Genomic DNA, 23259 nt, shown 5'->3' with positions numbered 1-23259 from the left:
AGGTTTATCGTGAAAAACCGGTATTCAAAAGCGATTCTCTGCTCGGCGTTGCTGATGGCGATACTGCCTGGAGCCGCCGATGCCTTGTCGGTCAAGCGGTTCACGGTGGCCAGTGATCCCGGGACGGCCGTGGTCGACTTCGGCGGGATCACCACGCCGCCGCTTCCGGGGCAGCCGCTCACCATTAGGGAAAACCTTAGAGATCTCGATGGCGGGCCCGCGGGTTTGGCTGCCATCGACTGCGTGGTCGTGGCGTTCACCACCGCTGATCTTGTGCTGGACTGCCGGGCTCACTTCGAGCTGCTCGACGGTGCCATCGACGGGCATGCCGTCTTCATGACCTCGCAGCATGACTACCCGGCGGTTGTGCTCGGTGGCACCGAGGCTTACCAGGGTGTGCTCGGGACCGTCCGGGTGCTTGACCGGGCGCCCGGTGATGAGACCTACGTGTTCAGCCTGCTGGCGACGTAAGCCCGCGTGGATGTAACCCCTCGCTCATTCATCTCAGTTGACACGACGACGTGGGATCGGCCATGATGACCGCATCAGCTGAAATGAATGAACGTGAGTTCCGGGCTCACACTGGCTGGTAACTGTGAGGGGAGAAGCAGATGAAGAAGTTGATGGGCGCTGCCGCTTTGGCGGTGACGGGCCTGGTCGCCGCGGCGCCGATCGCGACGGCCGCCGTGCCGTCGAGTTCGTTTTTCTATGGCAGCAGCCTGGGTTTCGGCCGGGATGACGCCATCGCCAGGGCGCTGGACGCGGCTTACCGGAACGCCATCACCGGTGGGTACGCGCGCTACCAGTGCAGCCCGAGCTCGTACTCGGCCTATCCGGCCACCTCGCCGTGGTGGCAGGGGTCGGCTTCCGTCTTCTGCGTCAAGTAGCGATTTTCGGACAGGAGAAAGAATGAAGAACGTCTTGAAGCGTGCCGCGGTCGCGCTGACGCTGGCAGGCGCCGCGACGATGGTCCCGCTGGCGCAGGCCGACGCCGCGGGCTGCGGATATGTGCGCTACAGCTACGAGGGCTACAGCAACGTGGGCGGCGTGATCGTCTACCAGTACAGCTCGTCGATCGGCAACGCTTACTACGGCTCGTACATGGGTCGGTCGTTCAACCTCCGGGTGTGTGACTGATGCACAAGCTCATCAAGCGCGGGTTGGTCGTGGCGGCGTTCGTCGGCGCCGGCGCCGTGGTTCCGGCGATCCAGGTGGGAGTGGCCACCGCGAACGCGGCCGTCATCCAGGAGACGCGGACCTTCAGCGGCTGGGACTTCGGGAACAGCCCGAACGAGGCCAAGAACAAGGCCGTCAAGGACGCGCAGCGGCAGGCGGCGGTCGCGGGCTACATCCCGCCCGCGCAGTGCGTGACGACGTTCACCGACTCCAGCCGGTGGGGGCCGGGCTACTACTACGGGACCGCGGTGATCAGCTGCACCCGCTGACAGGGCGAGCGGGGGAGCGCTCGGCGCTTCCCCGCTCTTTCAGCATTCGGACTTGGGGATGTAGCCCTGCTCGCAGCCGTATCGGTGCTGCAGCTCGCCGGAGGTGGGACCGCGGCCGGGGCCGCCGGGATCCAGGTAACCCTGATATTCGGGGCAAGCGGGGTTGAACTTGCCCGCCGTGACCGCCCGCAGGCCGCACCCCGGGCCGGACGCCGAAACCGTTCTCTTCGCGGAAGCTTTGAGCGTCGCGGTCAGGGGAGCAGGTGGCGGCGGAACCGCTGATGACGAAACCGGGGCCGGCGCCGGGATCGGCGCCGTTGTCGGGGCAGGCGGAGAGTGCGGGGCCGTGCACGCGAAAGCGCTACGGCGGCCGCTGCGAGCAGGATGCGCGTGGCCGGCACATAAGCCAAGTCGCGCACATGGCGGAGCCGGTTACGACGAATGGCTCGTCGTTGCCAAACCGGCGCTACTGTGAAGTAATGACGCCTTCGGTGACACGGAGGCAGGTGCATGCGGGCAGACGCGAGGCGGTTCGGTTCGCCGGTCGTCATCTTGAGCGCGCTGCTGGTGATCGCGCTGCTCGGGTGGGTCGGCGTCGAATATCTGCGGGCGCGGCTGGCGAACGGCGGGTGTGAGAGCACCTCGCAGGTCAGGATCGCCGCGGCGCCGGACATCGCGCCGGTGCTCACGGAATTGGCCCGTACGCTGCCTGAGCAGGACTGTTTCCAGGTCGACGTCGCGTCGGCCGGGTCCGCCGAAACCGCGGAGGCGCTCGCGGGCGGGTCGAGCGGGCTTGATGTCTGGGTGCCTGAGTCGAGCACTTGGCTGTTGCAGGCCAGGGATGCCGGGGCCTGGAATCTGCCCGAATCCGGTCAATCGGTGGCGAGTTCGCCCGTCGTCCTGTCGCTCGATGACGAGACCGCGCGTAAGTACGGCTGGCCCGAAAAAGCGCCTGGGTGGCAGGAAATCCTCGACGGGGAGGCGGTCGGGCTGCCCGATCCGAACCGTGATCCAGTTAGCATCTCGGCGTTGCTCGGGGTCAAAGAGCTCAATAAGGACGACGCCTCCTTCATCGCCGCCATGCGGAAACTGGCCGCACCGGATCCCAAGGTGCTGCCCGCGTCCGAGCAGGTCACGCTGGGGCGCAAGCGGGTTCCGGTCTACGCGAACACGCCGAGCCTCGACTACCCGTATGTGGTGCTGCCCAAGGCTTCCGAGGCCGGAAGGTCCGGCGCCGAGCGGTTTCTGCGGACCTTGCTCGCGCCGCCCGCGGTCAAGGCGATCGCCGACGCCGGGTTCAAGGGCGCGGCTCCGCCGCTGCCCCCCGATGCCATGTACGCCGTGCTGCAGGCCTGGGCCGGGGTGAATCTCAGTGCGCGCATTCAGGTTCTGCTCGACGTCTCCGGTTCGATGGCCGCGGTCGTGCCCGGCACCGGGCGATCGAGGATGGATCTCACGCTCGAGGCGGCGACGCAAGGGCTTAGGCTGTTCAAGCTGACGACCGAGCTCGGATTGTGGTTGTTCTCCACCAAGCTCGACGGTGACAAGGACTACCAGGAACTCCTGCCGATGCGCACGATCGCCGAGCAGCTAGCGGCGGGCGGTGTCGACAAGCTCAAGGCGGTGCGGCCCAAAGCCGGTGGCGCGACGGGACTGTACGACTCGATACTCGCCGCTTATCAGAGCGCGCGCCAGAATTGGCGGCCTGGCCGGATCAACCTGGTCGTCGTGCTCACCGACGGGCGGAACGAGGACCGGGACGGGATCAGTCTCGATCAGCTCAAGAGTGAGCTCGGCAGGCTGCAGGATCCGCGTAAACCCTTGCCGTTCATCGGAATCGGTATCGGGCCGGACATCGACGCGACCGAGTTGCAGGCCGTTTCGGCCGCCACCGGCGGGGAGTCGTTCACCACGGCCGATCCTCGGAAGATCTCCGACGTCTTCTATCAGGCGTTGAGCAAGATCATGTGTCAACCTCCCGCCTGTAAGAAGTGAGGCGCCGTGCTGGTGCGTGAAAGACCCGCGGTCAAGGTCCTGTCGCCGCTCACCGTCGCGGCCTTCGTCGCGGCCGCGGTGCCGTTCGCTTTTCACGCCTGGGCGGCGTTGCATGGCAGTCTCGGCCAGGACGACTTCTTGATCACCTATCGGGCGGGGCATGCCAGTCCGTTCGATCTTGGCTATCTTTTCCAGGATTACCAAGGGCATCTCGCGCCGGGATGTTTTCTGCTCACCTGGTTCTTGACCGCCTTGGCACCGTTGAACTTCGCGGTCTTGACGATTCCGCTGCTGCTCATGCAGGCGGCCGCGTCGGCGTTGTTCTGGGCGCTGCTGGTGCGGTGTTTCGGTCGGCGGTGGGCGATCCTGGTGCCGTTCACCGTGGTCACCGCGTCGAATTTGCTGCTCGTCCCGACCGTGTGGTGGGCGTACGGCGTGCAGGTGCTTCCCGTGCTGCTCGGCATGGTCGGCGCGCTTCACGCGCATGTGCGGTATCTGCGCGAGGGCGGGCGCTGGGCGATCGGCACGATCGCGTGGACCGTGTTCGGGCTCGCCTTCTACGAGAAGGCCGTTTTCATCCCGGTGCTCGTCGTCGGCGTCACCGTGCTGCTCGGTGAACCGCTGCGCAAGTACCTCAAGTTGTGGGCCTGCCTGGGCTTGGTGCTCGCGGGCTATGTGATCTTGTTGCTGTCGTTGACGTCCAGCCAGGTCGCGCACGGCACCGGGACGGTGTCCGCCGGCACGGTGGCCGATCTGACCGGGCGGATGCTCGCGGACACGGTCCTGCCGGGACTGCTCGGCGGGCCATGGTCCGGGCCGGGGCCCGGCGCGACGTGGGCGCCTTCGCCGATCCTGGTGAGCGTCGGGTTGCTGATCGGGTTGCTGGTGCTCGTGATCGCGACCGGGCGCCGCACCGGGCGGCGGGCTTGGCAGGCTTGGGCCTTGCTGGGGTTCACCTTCGCGGTGGACGTCGGCCTGGTGGCGGCGACGCGGCTCACCGATGTCGGACCGGGGCTCGGCAACGATCCGCGGTACGTCGCCGAGCTGACGCTGATCGCGGCGCTGTGCGGCTCGTTCGCGTTGCTGACACCCGGCGAGACCGGTGGCGCGCGGGAACGGCCGGTCGCGATCGTCCTTTGTGTACTGCTGCTGGCGAGTTCGGCCGTGACTTTCCCACGGCTCGCGCCGGCATTGCGGTTCGATCAGTCGCGCCAGTACATCGCGAACGTCCGCGCCGCCGTCGCGAACGACGCGGAACTGGTGCTGTACGACACTTTCGTGCCACGTGACGTGATGCACGAATGGTTCGCCGACAATTCACGCGCCTCGCGGGTGGTCGGCCTGATTCCCGGCACCCGGTTCGATCAGGCCACCGTGAAGATGCACCTGCTCGACGACCTGGGCAGGCCGAAACGGATCATCGGCGTCGACCCGGTCGCCCGCGGCCTGCCCGGCCCGGTGCCGGATTGCGGCACGGTCGTCGGCGAGGACCTCGTCCGGATCCCGCTGGACAAGCCGGTGCTGGGCCGCAACCTGCTCAAGATCGAGTACTTCACCTCCGACGGCGGCGAAGGCTTCGTCGACCACGACGGCGTCCGCACGCCGGTGTGGTTCCCGCCGGGCGTGCACGCGGTATACGTGCCCATCGAAGGGCTTTACGACAAGGTCGGCCTGCAGCTTTCGGGCAAGGGCGCGCCGATCTGCGCCGCGAAGCTCGAGATCGGGAAGCCGATCACTCAGTAAGGGTCGTACGGGCTGTCGTGGCCGACCAGCCTGGCCACGGCACGCAACCGCAGGCGTAGCAGCACCTTGATGCAGACGTTGCGGAAGAACCATGGCAATTGGGCTAATGTGCGCAGCCGATCGGCCGAAGTCGGCTTGCGCAATTGGAAGCGGGCGAGCGAAGTCGCGCGGTCCACATAGGCGTATCGCCGTCCGAAAAGGACCTTCGCGATGGTGCCGAGCGTGACACCGATCGACGAAAAACAGTCGTGGACCAGGATTTCTCCGCCCGGCGGAAGATACTCCGACCACAGCAGATCGTCGGTGTAGGTCCAGTAGTCGTGCTTGCCGTCGATGTAGAGCAGCTGGATTGGGCGGTCCCAGTCCGGCCGCAGCTTGGTGCTGTACCCGCTGACGAGTTCGACGACGTCGTCCAGCCCGGCGGCCGTGATGTTCGCCTCGAACCGTTGGCGTGTCGGGGATCCGCCGAACAGCTTGCCGTCGACGAACGGGTCGACCGCGATCACCTTCGCGCCGACGGTGCGCGCCGCGGAGCCGAGCACGACCGTGGACCGGCCCTGGTGGCTGCCGATCTCCACGATCACGTCGCCCTTGCCGAGCCGGCGTGCGGCGTTCCACAGCGCGAGCCCTTGGTCCCTGGTCATCCAGCCCTTGACCGGTTCCGCGAGCGCCCACGCGTGGCCGAATTCGTCCGCTGTCTGTGTTCGCTCAGAAGAAATAGCGCACCTGCCTAGGCCGCTGGGAAAAAATCGTCGGCCCATCGTAGCCACGTTTCCGCTTAGGATCTACCGGATGGTAACAACGGCCGAGCGGACCGAGGACAGCGTCGAGCGCGAAGGCTCGGCGCCGCGCCGGTTCCTGCGCGGCCCGAGTACCTGGATCGTGCTCGGGCTGACCGTGTTGTCGTTCGTGCAACGGCCGGGCAAGACGACTTTCGACACGAAGCTCGACTTGTCGGTTGATCCGCTGAATTTCCTGGTGCGCGCGCTGCACCTGTGGAACCCGCAGGCGACCAGCGGGGAACTGCAGAACCAGGCGTACGGCTACCTGTTCCCGATGGGCCCGTACTTCGCGCTGTGCCGCGCGGTCGGCCTGCCGGTGTGGATCTCGCAACGGCTGTGGTGCGCGATCCTGCTCTCGGTCGCGTTCGGCGGCGCGCTGCTGCTCGCGCGGGCGATGGGCATCGGCACCGAGCGGGCGCGGTTGGTCGGCGCGCTCGGATACGCGCTGGCGCCGCGCATGCTCACCGAAATCGGCCCGCTGTCGGCGGAAATGCTGCCCGCGGTGCTGTTGCCGTGGGTGATGCTGCCGCTGGTGCGCGCCGGGCGTATCGGATCGCCGCGCCGCGCCGCCGGGCTGTCCGCGTTCGCCGTGCTGTGCATGGGCGGGGTCAACGGCGCCATGGTGGTCATGGCGCTGGTGCTGCCCGGTTTGTGGCTGCTGACCCGGTTCTGGACGACGGATCACCTGAAGCTGGTGCTGTGGTGGATCGTGTTCGTCGCCGGTGCGACGCTTTGGTGGATCCTGCCGCTGCTGCTGCTCGGCGAATACAGCCTGCCGTTCCTGAACTACATCGAGTCCGCGACCAACACGACCGCGCCGATGTCGCTGTTCGAGGTGCTGCGCGGGACGAACCAATGGGTCGCCTACGTCGTGCAGGGAACGCCGTGGTGGCCAGCCGGGTGGACGCTGATCGACAATCCGGTGCTGATGGCCGTGACCGGGCTCGTCGCCGCGGTCGGGCTGTTCGGGCTCACCCGCGCGGCGCTGCCGGAACGCCGGTTCCTCGTGCTGGGTGTGCTCGTCGGCCTCACGCTGCTCACCGTCGGGTACGTCGGCACGCTCGACAGCCCGCTCGCGGAACCGGTGCGGCACCTGCTCGACGGGCCGCTCGCGCCGCTGCGCAACGTGCACAAGTTCGAGCCGGTGCTGCGCCTGCCGCTCATGCTGGCGTTCGTCTACGGCATTTCGGGTCCCGTGCACGCGGCCCGCCGCTGGGTCCGACCGGCGCTCGGCCTGCTGCTGGTGCTGGGGATGGCGGCGCCCGCGTTCATGCTGACGCTGCGCCCCGGCCCCGGCTGGGACGCGGTACCCGGTTACTGGCACGACGCGCTCGCGTACGTCGCCAAGGCCGACGCGCGCGCCCGCACGCTGATGCTGCCCGCGACCGGCTTCGGCGAGTACGACTGGGGCCGCACGGTGGACGAGCCCGCGCAGGCGCTCGCGTCGAGCCCGTGGGCCGTGCGCAACCAGGTCCCGCTCGGCTCCGAGGGCAACACGCGGCTGATGGACACCGTCGACGCCGCGCTCGCCGACGGCAGGGGAGACCCGGGCCTGGCGCCGCTGCTCGCGCGATCCGGGTATCGGTTCTTGTTGCTGCGTAACGACATTGATCGCCGCAAGCTCGACGCGCCCGCGGTGTCGACACTGCGGTCCGGGCTCGCGGGCTCGCCCGGCATCGGCAAGGCGGCGACGTTCGGGCCGCTGGAGATCTACGAGGTGCGGCGCGAGGTCCCGACGGTCACCGCGACGTCCACAAAGGACGTTCCGACGGTCAGCGGCGGGCCGGAGTCGTTGCTGCCACTGCTGAATTCGGGTCAGCTCGATCCGTCGGTGCCGACCGTGCTCACCGGAGACGGCGGCTCACCCGGCGGTCCTCGGTATGTCACCGACGGACTGCGCCGAGCTGAGCGAAATGTCGCCGGTGTGCGCGACAATCTCAGCCAGACGCTGACCGCGTCCGAACCGCCGCGACTGGATCGCGCGGCCAGCGACGTGCTGCCGTTCCCGGGGCGGCAACACCAGACCGTCGCGGCGTATCGCGGGATCCGCTCGGTCACCGCGTCGACGGCGGCCTCGTTCGCCGACGCGTTCGGCGGCGCGGACCCCAGTCATCAGCCGTTCGCGGCGATCGACGGCGACTCGCGCACGGCCTGGCATTCGTCGTCGTTCACCGGCCCGATCGGCCAATGGCTCGAGGTCGAACTCGACACCCCGAGGCTGGTCAACGCGATCGACCTCGAAATGGTGGAGGACATCCGCGTCGGCTGGCCAGCCACCCGCATCCGCATCACGACCGACACCGGCTCGGTCGAGCAGCAGGTCGCGCGCGGCGCGGGCCCGCACAGTTACCCGACGTCGCCCGGCCTGACCCGCAAGGTCCGCATCACGCTGCTGTCGCTGGTGGTCGGCAGGCAGGACGGCAACGTCGGCATCGCCGAGTTGAAGATCCCCGGCACAGACCCGCAGCGCGCCCTCGAAGTGCCGTCCGACCTGCCTCCTGGCGACGTCCCCGGTTTCGCGTTCACGCGAGGCGCGCAGCCGCGCTACGCCTGCGTGACCGACGACGGCCATGTCCGCTGCGACCCGGCTTTGGCACGCCAGGGCGAGGAACCCGGTGGTGTGCACCGGTTGTTCGGCACCTCGGCGCGAACGTCCTTTGTGTTCGGTGGGACGGTGGTCCCGGCCTTCGACGCGCGGAGCCCATTGACCTTGCCGGGGGTCAAGGTTTCGGCGACCTCGCAGCTCGGCGGTGACATCGCGGCCTCGGGCTTCGCGGCGGTCGACGGTGATCCCGCGACGGCGTGGATCCCCGATCTGACCGATCTTCGGCCGACCCTGACCTTCGAGTGGCAGGAAGAGCAACGGATCTCGTCGCTCCGGGTCGCCGTCGATCCCCAGGGGACGGCCAAGGCGCCGCCCCGGCTGGAGCTGGCGTCCGATTCGGGGACCCAGGTCGTCGAGCTGGTCGACGGGGTGGCGACGTTCAGTCCACTTGAGACAAAGCAGCTCAAGGTCAGCATCATCGCCTCGGACGACGACCGGCGGATCGCTTTCGGGATCGGGACGTTGTCGTTCGACGGGCTGCCTGCCGCGGAGCCCTCGTTCACCGTGCCGTGCGGGGCCGGGCCGAACGTCCACTTGGACGGGCTGGACTATCACACCTCCGTGCAGGGGACTTTGGCCGATTTGACGGCGCACCGGCCGCTCGCGCTGCGCACGTGTCCCGACTCCGAGGGCGGCGTCGAACTCGCGCCGGGCGGGCACGAGGTGCGCACCGACCGGTCGGACGCGTTCGTGGTGCAGGACTTGTGGTTCCGCCCGGCCGACGCCGTGGCCCGGCCTGTCGAGCATCGCGCGGTCCAAGTGTCCAAATGGGACGCGACGGCGCGGGAGGTGACGGTCGCCCCTGGTGCGGAAGCGGTGCTCTCGGTTCCGGAGAACGCCAACGCCGGGTGGGTGGCCACTTTGGACGGTCGCCCGCTGGCGAAGACCCGGGTGGACGGATGGCAGCAGGCCTGGATCGTGCCCGCGGGGGCGGGCGGGGTGGTGTCGCTCGCGTTCACGCCGGACACGACGTATCGGACGGCGCTCCTGGCCGGGGCCATCGCGGTCGCGCTGTTCCTGCTGGGCGCGTTCTTGCCCGCGCGGCGGCGCCGCATCACGGTCGAGCCCGGCGGGGCGAGTGTGGCCGCGGTGGGGATGATCGCGGTACTGGTGGTGCTGGGCGGGATGCTGCCGGTGGTGTTGCTGATCGTGTGCCTGCTGGGGCGGCAGTTCAGTGAACGGGTGCCCAGGGTGCTGGCTTTCGGGGGGATGGCCGTGGGGACCGGGGTCGCGGTGACCGGGCGCTTGCTGGGGCATGGGCAGGACTGGGCTTACGGCCTGGTCACCCAAGGCGCGCTCCTGCTGGCGGCCGCCGCGGTGGTCGCGTGTTGCGTGGAGTGGTTCGGGTCGAGCCGGAGGTGAGCGAAACCCTAGTTTTGGCCATTGAATGGCCAAAACTAGGGTTTCGCGCGCGAATGGTCCACCCGGTTCGCCAGCGATTAGGCAACGTGAGCGGGCGGGCCCAGGCTGGTGCGGTGCGAAGAGGGAGCTGGGCCGAGAACCCCCTGCTGGGCAAGCCGATCGTGATTCGGGCGGAAACGCTTGAAAGCCTGGGCGTACCCCGGCGGACGATAAACCACCGGTGTGAGCGCGGGGTGTGGCAAATGCTGTTGCGTGGGATTCTTCTCCTCAGCAACGGCGAACCGACCGACGAACACCTCGTCCAAGCGGCGATCCTGCATGGCCGCGAAGAAGCGATGCTGACCGGCATCTGGGCACTCCGCAGGTACGGCCTCGAGAATCTCCCCGCCCCGAAGGACGTGCATATCCTCCTCCCACCCGATCGCAAGATCAGCAGTGCGAGGTTCGTCCACGTCGAAACGACCACTCGCTTGCCGAGCCCGCGAACACGCCAGGGAATTCCCTGTGCTCCTGTGCACCGGGCGGTACTCGATGCCGTCCGGCGGCTCAAGGGCGACGACACGATCCTCGCGATCATGGCCGAGGCGGTTCAGCGCGGCCGATGCACAGTCGACATGCTCGCCCGCGAACTCGACCAAGGCTGCTCGCGGGGTGCGGCGAAACCCAGGCGCGCCCTCATCCCACTGCTCGGCGGAGCCCGTTCAGTGGCCGAAGCCGACGCATGGCGCCTCTGGCAACGCGCAGGCCTCCCGCCCTGCCACTGGAACGTGAAGATCGTGGACGGACAAGGTCACCACATCGCCACACCCGACGCCTGGGCCGACGAAGTCGCCCTCGCCTGGGAGATCGACTCCCGCAAGCACCACGGCCAAGGCGACGACTACCTCGAAACGCTCGCGAGAAACACCCGCTACACGCAAGCCGGGATAGTCCTACTCCAGACCGCGCCCGCGAGACTGCGCACCGAGCCAGACAAGGTGCGAGCCGAACTCCGCGCGGCCTACCGGACCGCTCAGGCCCGTCCCCGCCCCGAAGCCCGAATCTCGACGTAGGCCCCAGCCAGAGCAAGCCCGCCGACGCAGCAGGCCGAAACCCCAACCACCTGCGCGGCCGACCCGTGCAGCCACGCCGTCACCACGACGACCTCCACCACCACGGCCGCCCACAGCAAGGCCGTCACCCGGCGGTCACCGTCGGCGAGCCGGGCGTAGAGCAGGATCTGGACCAGAGCGAGCATCGAGCCGGTGAGCGCGAACGGCCACACCGCCATCGTGCTGCCCGAGTAGCCGGTGCCGCCGATGATCGTCAGCAACCCAGGACCGAGAACCAGCGCCACCGCCAGGACCACCGCATCCAGCCCCGCGCACACCAGCAACGCGATCGGCAGCACCCGTCGCCGGGAGCCGCCGTGCGCGAAGCGGGGGAGGACCAGGACGCCGACCGCCTGGGGGAGCCAGTACGCGATCTTCGTGACGATCGAGCCCAGCGCGTACTCGCCGGCGACCGCCGCGGGCAGGGTGTGCCTGGCCAGCACCAGGTCGAGGTTGACCAGCAGGACCAACGCCAGCATCGCCTGCGCGGTGTGCAGCACCTCGCCGACGCGGGCGCCGCGGATCGGGCGGGGTTTGCCGCAGACGACCCAGCTGACCGTCACGACCAGGAGCGAGCCCAGTGCCGTGCCTGCCAGCGCGCCGGTCGCGTTTCCCGCGATGAGCAGGCCGACGAGCGAGCCTCCCACCTTGCCGACGCCTTCGAGCGCGATAAGGCCTGCCAGTACCGAGAAACGTCTGCTGCCCTGTAAGAGGCCGTGAAACAATCCTAGGAGCGTCAGAGGGCCGAGAGTGGCCGCGAGCAGCAGCGCGGGCACGAAGGAGCCCAGGTGCAGCACGAGGACCAGGACCGGCACCAGCAGGAGGCCCAGTCCGGCGACGATGGCCGCCGTGGTCAGGCCGAGTGCCATCAGGGACGTGTCGGACTTGCGGGCGACGCGGAGCGCGGTGACCGTTTGCAGGCCCATCGCGGGGACGACGCCGATGACCAGCACCGCGAGCAGTGAGCTGAGCTCGCCGAACGCGCTGGGGGCGAGGAGGCGGGCCGCGACGAGGCTCAAGGCGTAGCTGCCCGCGTTGTTGCATGCCAAAGCGAGCGAGACGAGGATCGCCGAGACGCGCTCGTCCGTCCGTGCTTCGGCTACGGTCAAAGACCCGCTCCTTTATTACCGGCGAGTAATCGAGCGACCATAGCCCGGCCGGAAGCGGAAAGGGAGGGCCGTTGGGAGTAACCAGGCGACTTGCCCTGCCCGCGGTGTCGGCCGGGCTCGCACTGCTGATGCTGGCGCCCTTGCTCGGACGCGGGTTCGTGCTGAGCTACGACATGGTGTTCGCGCCGCGGCAAGCGCTGGTGCCGGATGCTTTCGGGCTCGGGTCGTCGCTGGCTCGGTCCGTTCCAGCCGACGCTGTCGCCGCGCTCGCGACGGCCGTGCTGCCCGGCGACGTCGTGCAGAAGCTCGTGCTGGTGCTGTCGGTCTTCTTCGCCGCTTACGGAGCGGGCAGGCTGGTGCCGACCGAAAGCCTGGGGATCCGGGTCGTCGCCGCGACCGGTTACGCGTGGACCGCGTACTTCGCGGAACGGCTGTTCATCGGGCACTGGCCGTTGCTGATCACATACGCGTGCCTGCCCTGGATCGTCCAAGCGGGTCTTAAGCTCAGAGAACAGCCCAAAGCGCTCGCACACCTTGTGCTCGCATGCGCGCCCGCGATGCTTACCCCGCCGGGCGGCGTGCTGGCCGCAGCCACTGCTGTCGTCGCCGCTGGGCCTCGTAAGGCTTGGCAGACGCTGAGTGTCGCTGTCCTCCTCAACCTGCCTTGGCTGGTGCCGACGCTGACGCGCCCGGGTAGTTCACTGTCCGATCCCGCCGGGGTCGCCGCTTTCAGCGCGCGGCCGGAAAGCTGGGGCCCGGCGATACTGAGCGTTCTCGGGCTGGGCGGGATCTGGAACGGCGATGTCGTGCCGGAGAGCCGGAGCGGGCCGATCGCGCCGGTCCTGATCCTGATCACCTTGGGCATCGCGGCGTTCGGAGTGAAGACGCTGGCCCGGCGCTGGGGTGTGGCGCCGGCGAGATCGTTGGTGCTGCTCGGGGTTTGCGGGGTGCTGCTCGCTTCGCTCGCGACTTTGCCGCTGGGCGAGCCCGTGCTCACCTGGGCGGTGTCGCACGTTCCCGGCGCCGGATTGCTGCGGGACGCGCAGAAGTGGGTGGCTTGGCTGGCGTTGCCGCTCGCGCTGGGGTTCGCGCTCGCCGTCGAGACGGCCGCGCGGCGCGCCAAGGGTGTCGTCGTGGTGGCGGCCGTGTTCCCGCTGATCGTCATGCCGGATCTCGCGTTCGCGGGCTGGGGCAGGCTGGAAACCGTGCAGTACCCGGATGATTGGCGGGCCGTGCACGACCTGCTCGCCGCCGATGACCGGCCAGGCGATGTGCTGGCAGTGCCGTTTTCGACATTCCGCGTCTTCCGGTGGAATGATTTCCGGACACAGTTCGACCCGGCGCCGCGTGCGTTGCCGAAGACCGTGCTGATCGACGACACGCTTCGCGTCGGCGACCAGGTCATCTCTGGTGAGGACACTCGGCTCGCGCGGATCCGCCAGGCGAAATCCGCGCGCGAGCTGGCCTTGGAAGGCATCGGCTGGATTCTCGTCGAGCATGGAACACCCGGACGCGTCGATCCGGCGTTGCTCGAGGGCGCGGTGCCAGTGTGGTCGGGGCCGTGGCTCACGCTGTACCGGACGCCGGTCGCGCCCGCCGTGCGCGAGGTGTCGTGGACCGGGGTGCTGCTGGCGAATGGAGTAGCGCTGACAACGATCATGGCCGCACTGTTGTGCAGCATGTTACCGATGCGTAGATTGAGCCCCGGCCGGATTTCCCTGCCGCAGAAGGAGTAACCCTTGGCAACCCTGGTAGGCGCCGTCGCCGCCATCCTCGCCGGGCTCGGGCTCGCGGCGGGTGGCAGCCTCGCACTGGTCAGCACCTCGGACCCGGACACCACCACCACGGTGGAGGCCAGGTTCCAGGACAAGTACAACCCGCTCGACAACCTGCCGACCATCTACGGCAATCGCTGACGCCTTCGGCCGATGTCCCAGTCAGCTTCCGACCAGGCGCACAGCGTCGTCGGGCTCTACGGTGACCCCACCGTTTCCTGGAGCATCCTGATAGAGGCATGCCTGTTTTCGGTGCTGCCTGCCGAAGCGGTGCGCGAACGGCTTCGTGACGCGACGGTCCGGTATCCCCATCTCGGTGCGCCACCGGCGGTCGAGCCGATCCGCGCCGCCGAGATTCCTCAGGCCCGCGCGCGTTTCGCGGAGCGGCCCTATGACCGCGGTGCGCCACTGATCCGCGTCGCCGTGTGCACGGACGAGCCGGTGGTGCTCGTCGCCGCGCATCACGGCGCGCTCGACGGGCTCGGCCTGCTGGCCGTGCTCGGGATCGTTGTGGACAGTCCCCTTTCCTCCGGCGCCAAGGGAATCGGCGCCCGGTCCGCGGGCACGTCCTTTCTCGCCTCGGCGGCCAAGCGGCTCGCTGAGGCCCTTTTCGCGCCACCGGCCAGGATCACGCCGGGCGGCGGCTCGCCGTCGCCTGGAGACGTCTTCAGCGCCAGGAACGAACCCCGGATGCGGTGCGGCACGGCGGAACTCGTCGCGGCGGCCGCGCACGCGACCGAGCGCTGGAACGGCGAGCACGGCAGGTCCGCCGCGCGCGTGGTGGCCGCGATCGGCGCCTCGTGCCGGGCGGGCGCCGCACCCGAGCCGGACCGCGACAGCGCGTTCTTCCGGCTGCGGGTGAGCAGTGCACCGGTCGCGAGCGAAGTCGGGACATCACTGGCCGCCCAAGCGCCGGAGCCGGATTTTCCCGCGCGCAGCAGCACGATCGCCCGGCTCGGCACCCGCCTGCTCGCGAGCAGGCTCGGGTCGACCTTCCTCGTTTCGAACCTCGGCGTCATCGAAGCCGAGTGCGTGCGGTCGATCGCGTTCTACCCGGCCGCCAGCGGACGCTCAGGCGTGGCGTTCGGCGCGGCGACCGTCGGCGGCACCAGCACGGTGACCGTGCGCGCCCGCCGCAAGGACTTCGACGGCGCGGCCGCGGGCAGGCTGGCCGACGGCGTGGTCGACGCCTTGCGCCGCCAGGGTGCGCGGGCGCGGAGCGGGCAGCCCGGCGACGTCGCGCACCAGTGACTCGAACTGATCGGCGCTGCGCTCCCAGCTGAACTTGTCCGCCCAGGCCACCCCGGCCGTGCCCATGGCGGCGCGGCGGCCCCGGTCCCGGAGCAGACTGTCCACCTGGGCCGCGAAATCGTCGAAATCGTCGGCCAGCAGCCCGGTCTCACCTTCCACAATGGACTCGGTGACACCACCGGCCGACCGGTACGCGACCGAAGGCACGCCGTGCGCGGCGGCCTCCATGTTCACGATTCCCCAGCCTTCCTTGACCGACGGGCACAGATGCACCCAGGAGCGCGCCAGTACTTCGTGCTTGCCCTGCTCGTCGACCCAGCCGTGCAGCCGGACGCGGTCGGCGACGCCGCGCTTGACGGCGTGCTCGCGCAGCACCTCGTGCCACGGGCCCTGCCCGACGACCTCGAGCCGCAGCGTCGGCCAGCGGGGCGCGAGCTTCGCGACGACGTCGATGGCGTGTTCGATCCGCTTGTGCGGCACCAGCCTGCTGACCGCGACCAGCGTAGGTTCCTTGCTGCGGGTCACCCCGCGGCGGGGCGGGGCGTCCATCCCGTTGGGCACCACGGCGATCCGCGAGCGGTCGACGCCGAGCGTCACCAGCTCGTCCTTGGTGACGTCGGAAACCGTGACGTAGCGGCACTTCCGGAACAGCCATGGCGCCAGTGTGGACTCGATCCACCAGCCGATCCGGCCGAGTGTCTCCCCGAGCGCGCTGATCCACTGTTCGTGGTGCACATGGTGGACGAGCACGAGCACCGGGCAGCCCGCGACCAGCTTGGCGAAGAACGGCATCCCGTTCTGCACGTCGACCACCAGGTCGGCGCGGGCCTTGCGGATGGCGCGCAGCGCGTGCGGGTACACGCCGAACTTGTTGCCACGCCTGCGATAGCGGACGCCGTCACGCCACTCACCGGCACCGGCCGACGGGTATTCGGCGCACTGGATCTCGACGCGGTACCCGGACTTGGCCAGCCCTTCGGCCATCCGCTCGACGTAGCGCTCCGAGCCGCCGCCTTCCGGATGACCCGTGTCACGCCAGTTGACCAGGAGCACACGGGGTCGGCACATCGATGTTCTCCAAACCTCGGGCGGCGGTGCTACGTTACCGGTGCGTACACAGTAGGCGAATCATTCTCAGAAAGCGATGGTTCGATGGTAGGTATCATTTCAGCACCGGGTCATCATCGGGCCACCCTGCGTCGTTCCGTGACGTTGTTCCGATCATTTCTCACCGAACAGACTGACCCGGACGGTTTTTACCGGACGCTCGCCGAGGATTCCGTCCGGCAATTGGCCGCTCACACGCCGCTGAACGGCCGGACGATCGTCGATGTCGGTGGCGGGCCCGGTTATTTCTCCGACGCTTTCCGTGCGGCGGGCGCGTATTACCTCGGTGTCGATCCGGACGTCGGCGAGCTGTCCGCGCGGGGCGCGCCCGGCGAGAACATGGTGCGCGCCAGTGGCACGAAACTGCCGGTACGCACCGGATCCGTGGACATCTGCTACTCGTCCAACGTGCTGGAGCATGTCGGCGAGCCCTGGGTGATGCTCGACGAGATGTGCCGGGTCACCAAGCCAGGCGGCACCGTTTTCCTCTCCTTCACGCCGTGGTATTCGCCGTGGGGCGGTCACGAGACCGCGCCTTGGCATTTCTTCGGCGGCCATTACGCGCGACAGCGTTATCTGCGGACCATGGGCAAGGAACCGAAGAACAAATTCGGTGAATCCCTGTTCCCGCTGTCGGTCGGCGCGGCCATCCGCTGGGCGAAAACCACACCGCTCGCGCGCTTGCGCCGGGCTTATCCGCGTTATCACCCGAGCTGGGCGATGTGGATCGCGCGGGTTCCAGGACTTCGTGAAATCGCGTCCTGGAACCTCGTGCTGGTGCTGGAGAAGAACTGACTATCTGCTGAGTGCGTGCTGGGGGGCCGCGCGGTCACCCGGCTCGGCTTCGGCTTTGCGGCCGCGCAGCAGCAGGAACAGCCCGGCCAGCAGCATCACGCCACCGCCGATGCCGAACGCGATCGGGCCGATGGTGGTGATGAAGTCCAGCTTGCCCTTGTTCGCGTTGACCTGGTCGACCAGCCCGTTGATGGTCTTCTGGTTGAACGTGAGCGTCCCGTCGAAGACCACGGTCGTCTCGCCGGAACCGACCGGCGGCCGCAGTTCCTGGTGCTGCTGCTGCGATTGCTTCACCTGCACGCCGGTGACCGGCTCGACCCACATGGTGATCGTGCCCTGGTAGAACAGCGGCACGTCCTTCACCGAATCCTCCGACGATCCGATGAGCGAACCCGGGACCGTCTTCGTCGCGATCTGCGTGTCACCGATGTTCTGGACGAACTTGTAGACCTCGACACCGTTGATCGTGTCGGTGCCCTTGAACTCGGCGGGCACCGCGGTGCCGGTGTTGTCGTCGTAGACCGGGTAGGTCTTCTGCTCGGTGCCGAACGGGAACTTGAACTGCAGGCCCGGCTGGGTGCGCTCGATGTTCTTCTCCGGCGGCTTGGAGTTCGCGGGAACCTTCGCCGTTTCGTCGAGCTTGGTGACGAAGGAGCTCTTGGCCTGGCACTTGGGCTCTTCGCCGTTCTTCGGCACGTAACCCTCCGCGGTGCGGCGGTCGAAGCACACCTGCCGCTTGCTCGCGCTGACGATGGTGTTGTCCTTGGTGTCGACCACCTGCACGGCCAGCAGCCAGACGGCCACGTCGGTGCCCGCCTTCATCTCGGCGGGCTCGAAGTTGGCCTGCACCTTGGCGGTGGCGGCCAGCGTCGCGCCCTTGCGCAGCTCGACGCCCTTGCTGGTCACCGCCAGTACCTGGATGTTCGAGCCCTCGAGCACGGACGTCGAACTCTGATCGAGCGGCACCTTCGCCAGCTTGGCATAGACGAAGGTGGGCAGCAGTACCGCGATCGCGATCGCGAATACGCCCAGTCCCAGCAAGATCAGGCTGAAAACACGTCGCAACGGTCCTCCTCGGTGAGGCTGCGAACACCGTAACTACCCGACGGTAACCGGCTGCAAGATAGTGTCCCTTCTTGTCAGCCGGGGTCAAATTGTGACCCTGCGTCGCAGGTATCCGATTCGCCCGTAAGGTCGTACGCGAACCACCGTTCGGGTCAAGCGGCCAAAAATGTTTGTTCCCAGGGACAACGCCGGTGCGGCGACCATCTGCCCATGGACATCGGCGCTTACTCCGATTCGATCGCCGACACCGAGCTCCGCGACGCGGTCGCGGACGTCGCCGCCCTGCTTTCGTTGCACGGCAACGTCATCCGTGACCTCGACGCGAGAAAGTCACGCTGGCGCCGTGCCGGCCGCGCGCCGAGACCGGACATCGTCGTGTCCGTGCCAGGTCATCGTCCACTGTGGACGCGCACGCCGGGCGCCGAGGTGACGCTGCCGGTCGGCACCACCCGGCGCGGCCGCACGCTCGCGGTCCGGCTCACCGCGCGTCCCGGCTTCGGCCGCGAGTTGTTGCGGCTGGCCGTGATCATCGACGCCGATCAGTCCGGCTCGGCCTCCAGCCGCACGGATTCCAGTGCCACGTAAAGCTCCCCGATGTCGACCGGGTCCGTCAGATCGCGTTTGGTGAGTTCCTGCACGCGCCGCAGCCGGTAGCGGACGGTGTTCGGATGCACGAACAACCGGTCGGCCGCCTGCTTCGCCGAGCCATGCCCGGCGAACCACGCGGCGAGCGTGTCGAGCAGCACTTTCCGTTCCGTCGCAGGCAAAACGAGCACCCCGGACAGGCTCGACCGCACGACTTCGCGCGTCATCGCGGGCGCGCCCGCGACCAGCGTCGTCACCGGCGAATCACCGAAGACGGCGACCCCCGGCGTGCCGGCCGGCAGCGAAAGCCGGGCGACGCGCGCGCGGCTCAGCGCGTCCGGGATCTCGGCCAGCCCGGTGAACGGCTTGCTCATCCCGACGGCCAGCGGCATCGAGCCCAGCACGTCCCGCACCCGCCGCACGTCTTCGAGCCGGTCGATGGCCACCAGCCCGGCTTCGGCGCCGTGGCGCCACACCGACCGCCACCGCCGCGCGCGCAGCAGCAGTTCGACGGCGTTGTGCCAGTCGGGCTCGACGGTTTCACTGACGACCGCGACGAACATGCCCGCGGGCGGCAGCCCGAGTTTCGCGGCGGTCTCCTCCAGCTCCAGCGGGTCGTCCAGCCTGCCCTGCAGCAGGTCTTCGAGCAGTTCGCGCCGCTCCGGCGACGGCTCGGCCGCCACTTCGTCATATGCGGTGGCGAGTGCGTCCGAGTAGAGGTCGATGGTGCGCCAAACGGTCGAACTCATCGCGGCCGTTTGCGCCGAGCTGATGAACCCGGGCCCCGCCAGCCCGAGCAGCGCCTCGTAGACGAACATCCCACCAATCCGGAACGCCCGGAGCACGGCGGGCAGCGGGATCCCTTGCCGAGCCTGGGCGAGCCCGGTCTTGCGCGCCGCGTCGAGCGAGAGCTCCCGCCCGTCCGCGAACGAGGTCAGCGCCCGCTTGAGGTTCGCCCGGCAGACCTGCCGCAGCTCCTCGGGCGCGACGGCGTCGACCTGGTGGTAGAACTCGTCTTTCTCACTGAGCAGCTTCGCCAGCCGGTCGGCGAACTCCGGGAGTCTCGTGAGCATCGCCTGCATGAGCTCACGCTGCTCCTGCGGAGCGGGAGTGGCGGGAGCTTCGGTGCCCATCCGCTGACTCTAGCCCGGTATCACGCAGCGTCGCAGTCGTGAGTGTTCCAACCGTTGCGAACGAGCCGGGGGTGGTGGGGAGCCATCCCCGGCACGTCGGCGTTTGCTCAGACGAGCACGCTGAGACAGGTCACACAGCCTTCGAGTTTCTCGAATTCGCTGATATCGACCGTGTGCACGTCGAATCCGAGATCGGTCAGATGATCGGCGGTGCGTGGCGCGCTCGCGCTGATCAGTACCGTTTCCTCGCCGAGCACCACGACATGGCAACCGCCTTCCTCGGTCACCGGCCGGAATGACGGAAACACGCCGGGTTCGAGGTGCTCGGGCAAGGCGACGAAAGTGCCGTCCGGCAATGCCGTGACGGCCGACTTCAAATGCAGCACGCCGCGCAACGCGACCGGGACCACCGTGCGGCCGAGCGGCGCCACGAGCGCGCGCAGCTGCCGGATCGCGTCGGCGTTGGTGCGCCCGCCGCGTCCGACGTAGATCGTGGCGCCGACCTGGAGCACGTCGCCGCCGTCGAGGGTGGCGGACCCGTCTATGGACGCGATCCGCAGCCCGAGCTCGCGCGCCGCGCGTTCGGCGCCTGCCCGCTCGCCCCGGCGCTCAGGCGCGCCGGACCGAGGCAGGATCGCCAGGTCCTCGCAGACGATCAGGGCGTCCTCGATGAAGACCGAGTCGGGATGCTCCTCGGCGGCTTCGACGTCGCGGACGTCCCAGCCCGCCGCGGCCAGCGTGGCGCGGTAGGCGTCGTGCTGCTTGACCGCCAGGTCGAAGTCGACCGGCGCGCGGTCGATGTGCGTGACCAGCCCCTCGGCGAGCCGGGGACTGGGCCGGCGCACCAGCGCGACGCCGGTCATGACGCGAACTCCGGGATCAGCTCGCCGATCAGGCGCATGCTCTTCATGACCTGATCATGCGGCAGCGAGCCGACCTGGTGGAAGCACATCAGCCGGTCGACGCCGAGATCCGCGTACGCGCGCAGCTTCTTGCGGCAGGTGTCGGGGCTGCCGACGATGAGCGAGTCCTGCTGGTTCAGCGCCTCGAAGATCTCGTCGTCGGGCACCTGCTCGCCTTCGAGCAGCCTGCCGATGACGAGCTGCGCCTCGGTCGGCGCCGCGGTGAGGTCGTCGCGGACGAATTGGCCGGTGAGGTTCGCCGGGTCCTTCATCGCCTCCTCGCCGCGCGCCATCGCCTCCAGGAACATCGTCTTGGCGTCGAAGAAGGTCAACGCCTTCACCGTGTACCAGGCGGCCGCCGTCGCCGCGCCGTGCCGCATCGCCTCCTCGTCGGTGTCGGCACAGTGGACGAACGTGAAGAACGCGACCTGCTCGTTCTGGAAGGCGCCCACCGGGTTCCGGCACGCGGCGGAGGCGTCACGGTAGAGGCCGATCAGGCGGCGGACCCGCTCGATCGGCTCCCACAGCGTGGTCCCGAGCACGCCGACGCCGCGCTTGCCCGCCTCCTCGAACGCGGGCGGGCTGGCGGCGGCCTGCCAGAGCGGCGGGTGTGGCGTTTGGACGGGCTTGGGACGCACGGGCACGTCGCGGATGTCGAAGAACTCGCTCTGGTACGAGAAAAGCTCCTCGGTCCACATGCGCGGCACCATCTCGAACGCCTGCTGCGTCTGCGTGCGCGCGTCGGCAGGGTCGATGCCGAACAGCCGCCACTCCGGGATGGTCGAGCGGGTGAGACCCATCTCGAGCCTGCCATTGCTCAGCTGGTCGAGGGTGGCCGCGCGCTCGGCGATCCTGATCGGATGGTTGAACTTGGCCGGGGCGAGCACGGCCGAATGGCCGAGCCTGAGCCGGTTCGTCTGCTGGGAGATGGCGGTGAGCAGCAGCTCGGGCGCCGACGACAGGCTGAACTCGTCCGCGCCGTGGTGCTCGACCTGCCACCAGCAGTCATAGCCGAGTTCGTCGGCCAGCTTCGCCTGTTCGATGGCCTGCGTGAAGCGCGCGTGCTCGCGCTCGGCCTGTCTCGGTCCGGGGTCCTGGATTTCGGTGAAGATGTCTAATTTCACCGCTCGAATCTAGGTCGGCACCGGCCGCCGGCGGCACCGCCAAAACGTCGATGTCCCGGCCAGCGGTGTGTCATATATCAGATGTTTGCTGACCGAGTACAGGTTTTCCGAATGCGCTGATCAGGTATTCGTTGTTGACGGGACACCAATTGGCCGACTAAACATCGGATGTGTGGCCCGGCTCGATCACCCCGCCGTCATCGAGCTGGGCCGCGAACCAGGTGATCCAGCGGCGCTGCCCCGGGGTTTCGACCGCGCGCGGCCGGTAGTGCTCCCGCGTCCACGCCAGCGCCTCGTCGCCCGGACATCCCGCGAGCACGGCCATGCAGGCGATGACCGTCCCCGTCCGCCCGGTGCCGCCCACGCACGCGACTTCGACCTGCTCACCGGAACGCGCGAGCGCGTAGGCGCGCTTGATCGCGGCGACGGCCGTGGCGTTGTCCCGTGGCACCCGGAAATCGGGCCAGTCGAGCCAAGTGGACGGCCACTCAGGACGCCAGGCCGGACGGCGCCGCAGGCTGAACCGCTGGGGCGCGTCCGGGTCGCGACCCAAGTACAGGCCATAGTCGGGCAGCGGGCCCTCGGGGAACTTCTCGCGCCGCCCCCGGCCGCGGATCAGGGTGCCGTCCGGGAGCGCGATCGCGCCGGTGAGTGTCATGCGTTTCCTGTCTCGAGCGCGAAGGCGACCGCGGCTTCGGCGTGCAGCCGGGTGGTCGGGAAGACCGGAACCGGGCTGTCTTCGGCGGAGATCAGCAGTTCGATCTCGGTACAGCCGAGGATAACGCCCTCCGCGCCGTCCGCGACCAGCTTTCCGATGATCTTCCGATAGTGCTCGCGCGACTCTTCGCGGACTATCCCGAGGCAGAGTTCCTCATAGATGACGCGATGGACGACGGCGCGGTCGTGCTCGTCCGGGACGAGCACGGTCAACCCGTGCCGCGCGAGGCGATCGCGGTAGAAATCCTGCTCCATGGTGAACGCGGTGCCGAGCAGTCCCACGGTCCGCAGGTTCGCCGTGGTCACCGCGCGCGCCGTCGCGTCGGCGAGATGCAGCAGCGGGACATCGATCGCGGCTTCGACGGCGGCGGCCACCTTGTGCATGGTGTTGGTGCACAACAGAACCACGTCGGCGCCCGCCTTCTGCAACCCTCGCGCGGCTTCGGCGAGCAGCTCGCCAGCCTCGTCCCAGCGCGCCTCGGCCTGCAGCCGCTCGACCTCCGCGAAGTCGAGCGAGGTCAGCACGCACCTCGCGGAGTGCAGCCCGCCGAGCCGGTCGCGGACGAGCTCGTTGAGCAGCCGGTAGTACTCCGCGCTGCTCTCCCAGCTCATCCCGCCCAGCAACCCGATCATCCGCATGGCGCCAGGATAGGTCGTGAGTGTTCCGGCCGGT

Annotated in this window: 21 protein-coding genes; 12 read left to right on the top strand and 9 right to left on the bottom strand. The window is 68.6% G+C overall.

What is annotated here, in order from left to right; all coding sequences use genetic code 11:
- The first annotated feature begins 9 nt into the window (after nucleotides 1-9).
- From BLV57_RS17980 to BLV57_RS17955, 6 genes are all read left to right on the top strand, one after another.
- Entirely contained in the window at nucleotides 10-471 is a 462-nt protein-coding gene (locus BLV57_RS17980; RefSeq protein WP_143047090.1) for a hypothetical protein, read from the top strand.
- Between the two features lie 140 nt (nucleotides 472-611).
- Nucleotides 612-887: a hypothetical protein gene (locus BLV57_RS17975; RefSeq protein WP_091290003.1), complete on the top strand. Its 276-nt coding sequence runs from the start codon at nucleotides 612-614 to the stop codon at nucleotides 885-887.
- Between the two features lie 22 nt (nucleotides 888-909).
- Nucleotides 910-1137: a hypothetical protein gene (locus BLV57_RS17970; RefSeq protein ID WP_091290000.1), complete on the top strand. Its 228-nt coding sequence runs from the start codon at nucleotides 910-912 to the stop codon at nucleotides 1135-1137.
- Nucleotides 1137-1445, top strand: a complete 309-nt coding sequence (locus BLV57_RS43300) for a hypothetical protein (protein ID WP_091289998.1) — start codon at nucleotides 1137-1139, stop codon at nucleotides 1443-1445. Before BLV57_RS17970 ends, BLV57_RS43300 begins: the two co-directional genes overlap by 1 nt.
- A gap of 510 nt (nucleotides 1446-1955) precedes the next feature.
- Nucleotides 1956-3440 (top strand): substrate-binding and VWA domain-containing protein, encoded by a 1485-nt coding sequence (locus tag BLV57_RS17960; protein WP_091289997.1) that lies wholly within the window; start codon nucleotides 1956-1958, stop codon nucleotides 3438-3440.
- Nucleotides 3441-3452: 12 nt separating this feature from the next.
- On the top strand, nucleotides 3453-5183 hold the full coding sequence (locus tag BLV57_RS17955; protein WP_342741199.1) for a hypothetical protein: 1731 nt from the start codon (nucleotides 3453-3455) through the stop codon (nucleotides 5181-5183).
- On the opposite strand, the gene BLV57_RS17950 is transcribed toward BLV57_RS17955, so the two are convergent.
- Complete coding sequence (locus BLV57_RS17950) at nucleotides 5177-5827, bottom strand: class I SAM-dependent methyltransferase (protein ID WP_091289993.1); 651 nt, start codon at nucleotides 5825-5827, stop codon at nucleotides 5177-5179. The two genes, BLV57_RS17955 and BLV57_RS17950, sit on opposite strands and share 7 nt — an antisense overlap.
- A 148-nt stretch (nucleotides 5828-5975) precedes the next feature.
- Here BLV57_RS17950 and BLV57_RS17945 point away from each other — a divergent pair, with 148 nt between their 5' ends.
- Together BLV57_RS17945 and BLV57_RS17940 are read left to right on the top strand one after the other, a co-directional pair.
- Nucleotides 5976-9932 carry an alpha-(1->3)-arabinofuranosyltransferase gene (locus BLV57_RS17945; protein ID WP_091289991.1) on the top strand — a complete coding sequence of 1319 codons (3957 nt, stop codon included), beginning with the start codon at nucleotides 5976-5978 and terminating at the stop codon, nucleotides 9930-9932.
- Between the two features lie 242 nt (nucleotides 9933-10174).
- Entirely contained in the window at nucleotides 10175-10984 is an 810-nt protein-coding gene (locus tag BLV57_RS17940) for a hypothetical protein (protein ID WP_245757366.1), read from the top strand.
- Here the strand turns inward: BLV57_RS17940 and BLV57_RS17935 are convergent.
- On the bottom strand, nucleotides 10945-12132 hold the full coding sequence (locus tag BLV57_RS17935; protein ID WP_091289989.1) for a polysaccharide biosynthesis protein: 1188 nt from the start codon (nucleotides 12130-12132) through the stop codon (nucleotides 10945-10947). The genes BLV57_RS17940 and BLV57_RS17935 overlap by 40 nt on opposite strands.
- Nucleotides 12133-12203: 71 nt before the next feature.
- Here BLV57_RS17935 and BLV57_RS17930 point away from each other — a divergent pair, with 71 nt between their 5' ends.
- Nucleotides 12204-13868 carry an MmpA family trehalose lipid delivery protein gene (locus BLV57_RS17930; protein WP_091289988.1) on the top strand — a complete coding sequence of 555 codons (1665 nt, stop codon included), beginning with the start codon at nucleotides 12204-12206 and terminating at the stop codon, nucleotides 13866-13868.
- Between the two features lie 3 nt (nucleotides 13869-13871).
- A complete protein-coding gene (locus tag BLV57_RS43295) occupies nucleotides 13872-14048 on the top strand; it encodes a hypothetical protein (protein ID WP_176968663.1) in 177 nt (58 codons plus the stop codon).
- Nucleotides 14049-14978: 930 nt separating this feature from the next.
- Here the strand turns inward: BLV57_RS43295 and BLV57_RS17915 are convergent.
- Nucleotides 14979-16211 (bottom strand): glycosyltransferase, encoded by a 1233-nt coding sequence (locus BLV57_RS17915; protein WP_091289982.1) that lies wholly within the window; start codon nucleotides 16209-16211, stop codon nucleotides 14979-14981.
- 153 nt (nucleotides 16212-16364) lie between these two features.
- Between BLV57_RS17915 and BLV57_RS17910 the strand changes: the two genes are divergently transcribed.
- Nucleotides 16365-17060 (top strand): class I SAM-dependent methyltransferase, encoded by a 696-nt coding sequence (locus BLV57_RS17910; RefSeq protein ID WP_091289980.1) that lies wholly within the window; start codon nucleotides 16365-16367, stop codon nucleotides 17058-17060.
- Here BLV57_RS17910 and pgfA read toward each other — a convergent pair whose 3' ends face one another.
- Complete coding sequence (pgfA, locus tag BLV57_RS17905; protein WP_091289978.1) at nucleotides 17061-18125, bottom strand: cell envelope lipid trafficking protein PgfA; 1065 nt, start codon at nucleotides 18123-18125, stop codon at nucleotides 17061-17063.
- A 210-nt stretch (nucleotides 18126-18335) separates the two neighbouring features.
- Here pgfA and BLV57_RS17900 point away from each other — a divergent pair, with 210 nt between their 5' ends.
- A complete protein-coding gene (locus BLV57_RS17900; protein ID WP_091289976.1) occupies nucleotides 18336-18710 on the top strand; it encodes a hypothetical protein in 375 nt (124 codons plus the stop codon).
- Here the strand turns inward: BLV57_RS17900 and BLV57_RS17895 are convergent.
- The 5 genes from BLV57_RS17895 to BLV57_RS17875 all read right to left on the bottom strand — a co-directional run bounded on the left by BLV57_RS17895 (nucleotide 18665) and on the right by BLV57_RS17875 (nucleotide 23225).
- Entirely contained in the window at nucleotides 18665-19843 is a 1179-nt protein-coding gene (locus BLV57_RS17895) for a PucR family transcriptional regulator (protein ID WP_091289974.1), read from the bottom strand. The two genes, BLV57_RS17900 and BLV57_RS17895, sit on opposite strands and share 46 nt — an antisense overlap.
- 107 nt (nucleotides 19844-19950) lie before the next feature.
- Nucleotides 19951-20706 carry a dimethylargininase gene (gene ddaH / locus BLV57_RS17890; RefSeq protein WP_091289972.1) on the bottom strand — a complete coding sequence of 252 codons (756 nt, stop codon included), beginning with the start codon at nucleotides 20704-20706 and terminating at the stop codon, nucleotides 19951-19953.
- Complete coding sequence (locus tag BLV57_RS17885) at nucleotides 20703-21869, bottom strand: LLM class flavin-dependent oxidoreductase (RefSeq protein ID WP_091289970.1); 1167 nt, start codon at nucleotides 21867-21869, stop codon at nucleotides 20703-20705. Before BLV57_RS17885 ends, ddaH begins: the two co-directional genes overlap by 4 nt.
- 157 nt (nucleotides 21870-22026) lie before the next feature.
- A complete protein-coding gene (locus BLV57_RS17880) occupies nucleotides 22027-22527 on the bottom strand; it encodes a protein-tyrosine phosphatase family protein (RefSeq protein ID WP_091289968.1) in 501 nt (166 codons plus the stop codon).
- Complete coding sequence (locus tag BLV57_RS17875; protein WP_091289967.1) at nucleotides 22524-23225, bottom strand: aspartate/glutamate racemase family protein; 702 nt, start codon at nucleotides 23223-23225, stop codon at nucleotides 22524-22526. The genes BLV57_RS17880 and BLV57_RS17875 overlap by 4 nt, the downstream gene beginning before the upstream one ends.
- Nucleotides 23226-23259 lie beyond the last annotated feature (34 nt).

The organism is Amycolatopsis xylanica, assembly GCF_900107045.1.
GTDB classification, from domain to species: Bacteria; Actinomycetota; Actinomycetes; order Mycobacteriales; family Pseudonocardiaceae; genus Amycolatopsis; species Amycolatopsis xylanica.
The sequence above is the reverse complement of the archived record's forward strand: the minus strand, read 5'-3'. Positions and strand labels throughout refer to the sequence as shown.

Bases quoted from the DNA above. Each gene is read 5' to 3' on its own strand.
- BLV57_RS17975 (WP_091290003.1), top strand. From the start codon at position 612: ATGAAGAAGTTGATGGGCGCTGCCGCTTTGGCGGTGACGGGCCTGGTC.
- BLV57_RS17970 (WP_091290000.1), top strand. From the start codon at position 910: ATGAAGAACGTCTTGAAGCGTGCCGCGGTCGCGCTGACGCTGGCAGGC.
- BLV57_RS43300 (WP_091289998.1), top strand. From the start codon at position 1,137: ATGCACAAGCTCATCAAGCGCGGGTTGGTCGTGGCGGCGTTCGTCGGC.
- BLV57_RS17960 (WP_091289997.1), top strand. From the start codon at position 1,956: ATGCGGGCAGACGCGAGGCGGTTCGGTTCGCCGGTCGTCATCTTGAGC.
- BLV57_RS17950 (WP_091289993.1), bottom strand. From the start codon at position 5,827: ATGACCAGGGACCAAGGGCTCGCGCTGTGGAACGCCGCACGCCGGCTC.
- BLV57_RS17945 (WP_091289991.1), top strand. From the start codon at position 5,976: ATGGTAACAACGGCCGAGCGGACCGAGGACAGCGTCGAGCGCGAAGGC.
- BLV57_RS17940 (WP_245757366.1), top strand. From the start codon at position 10,175: ATGCTGTTGCGTGGGATTCTTCTCCTCAGCAACGGCGAACCGACCGAC.
- BLV57_RS17900 (WP_091289976.1), top strand. From the start codon at position 18,336: ATGGACATCGGCGCTTACTCCGATTCGATCGCCGACACCGAGCTCCGC.
- BLV57_RS17895 (WP_091289974.1), bottom strand. From the start codon at position 19,843: ATGGGCACCGAAGCTCCCGCCACTCCCGCTCCGCAGGAGCAGCGTGAG.
- ddaH (WP_091289972.1), bottom strand. From the start codon at position 20,706: ATGACCGGCGTCGCGCTGGTGCGCCGGCCCAGTCCCCGGCTCGCCGAG.
- BLV57_RS17880 (WP_091289968.1), bottom strand. From the start codon at position 22,527: ATGACACTCACCGGCGCGATCGCGCTCCCGGACGGCACCCTGATCCGC.
- BLV57_RS17875 (WP_091289967.1), bottom strand. From the start codon at position 23,225: ATGCGGATGATCGGGTTGCTGGGCGGGATGAGCTGGGAGAGCAGCGCG.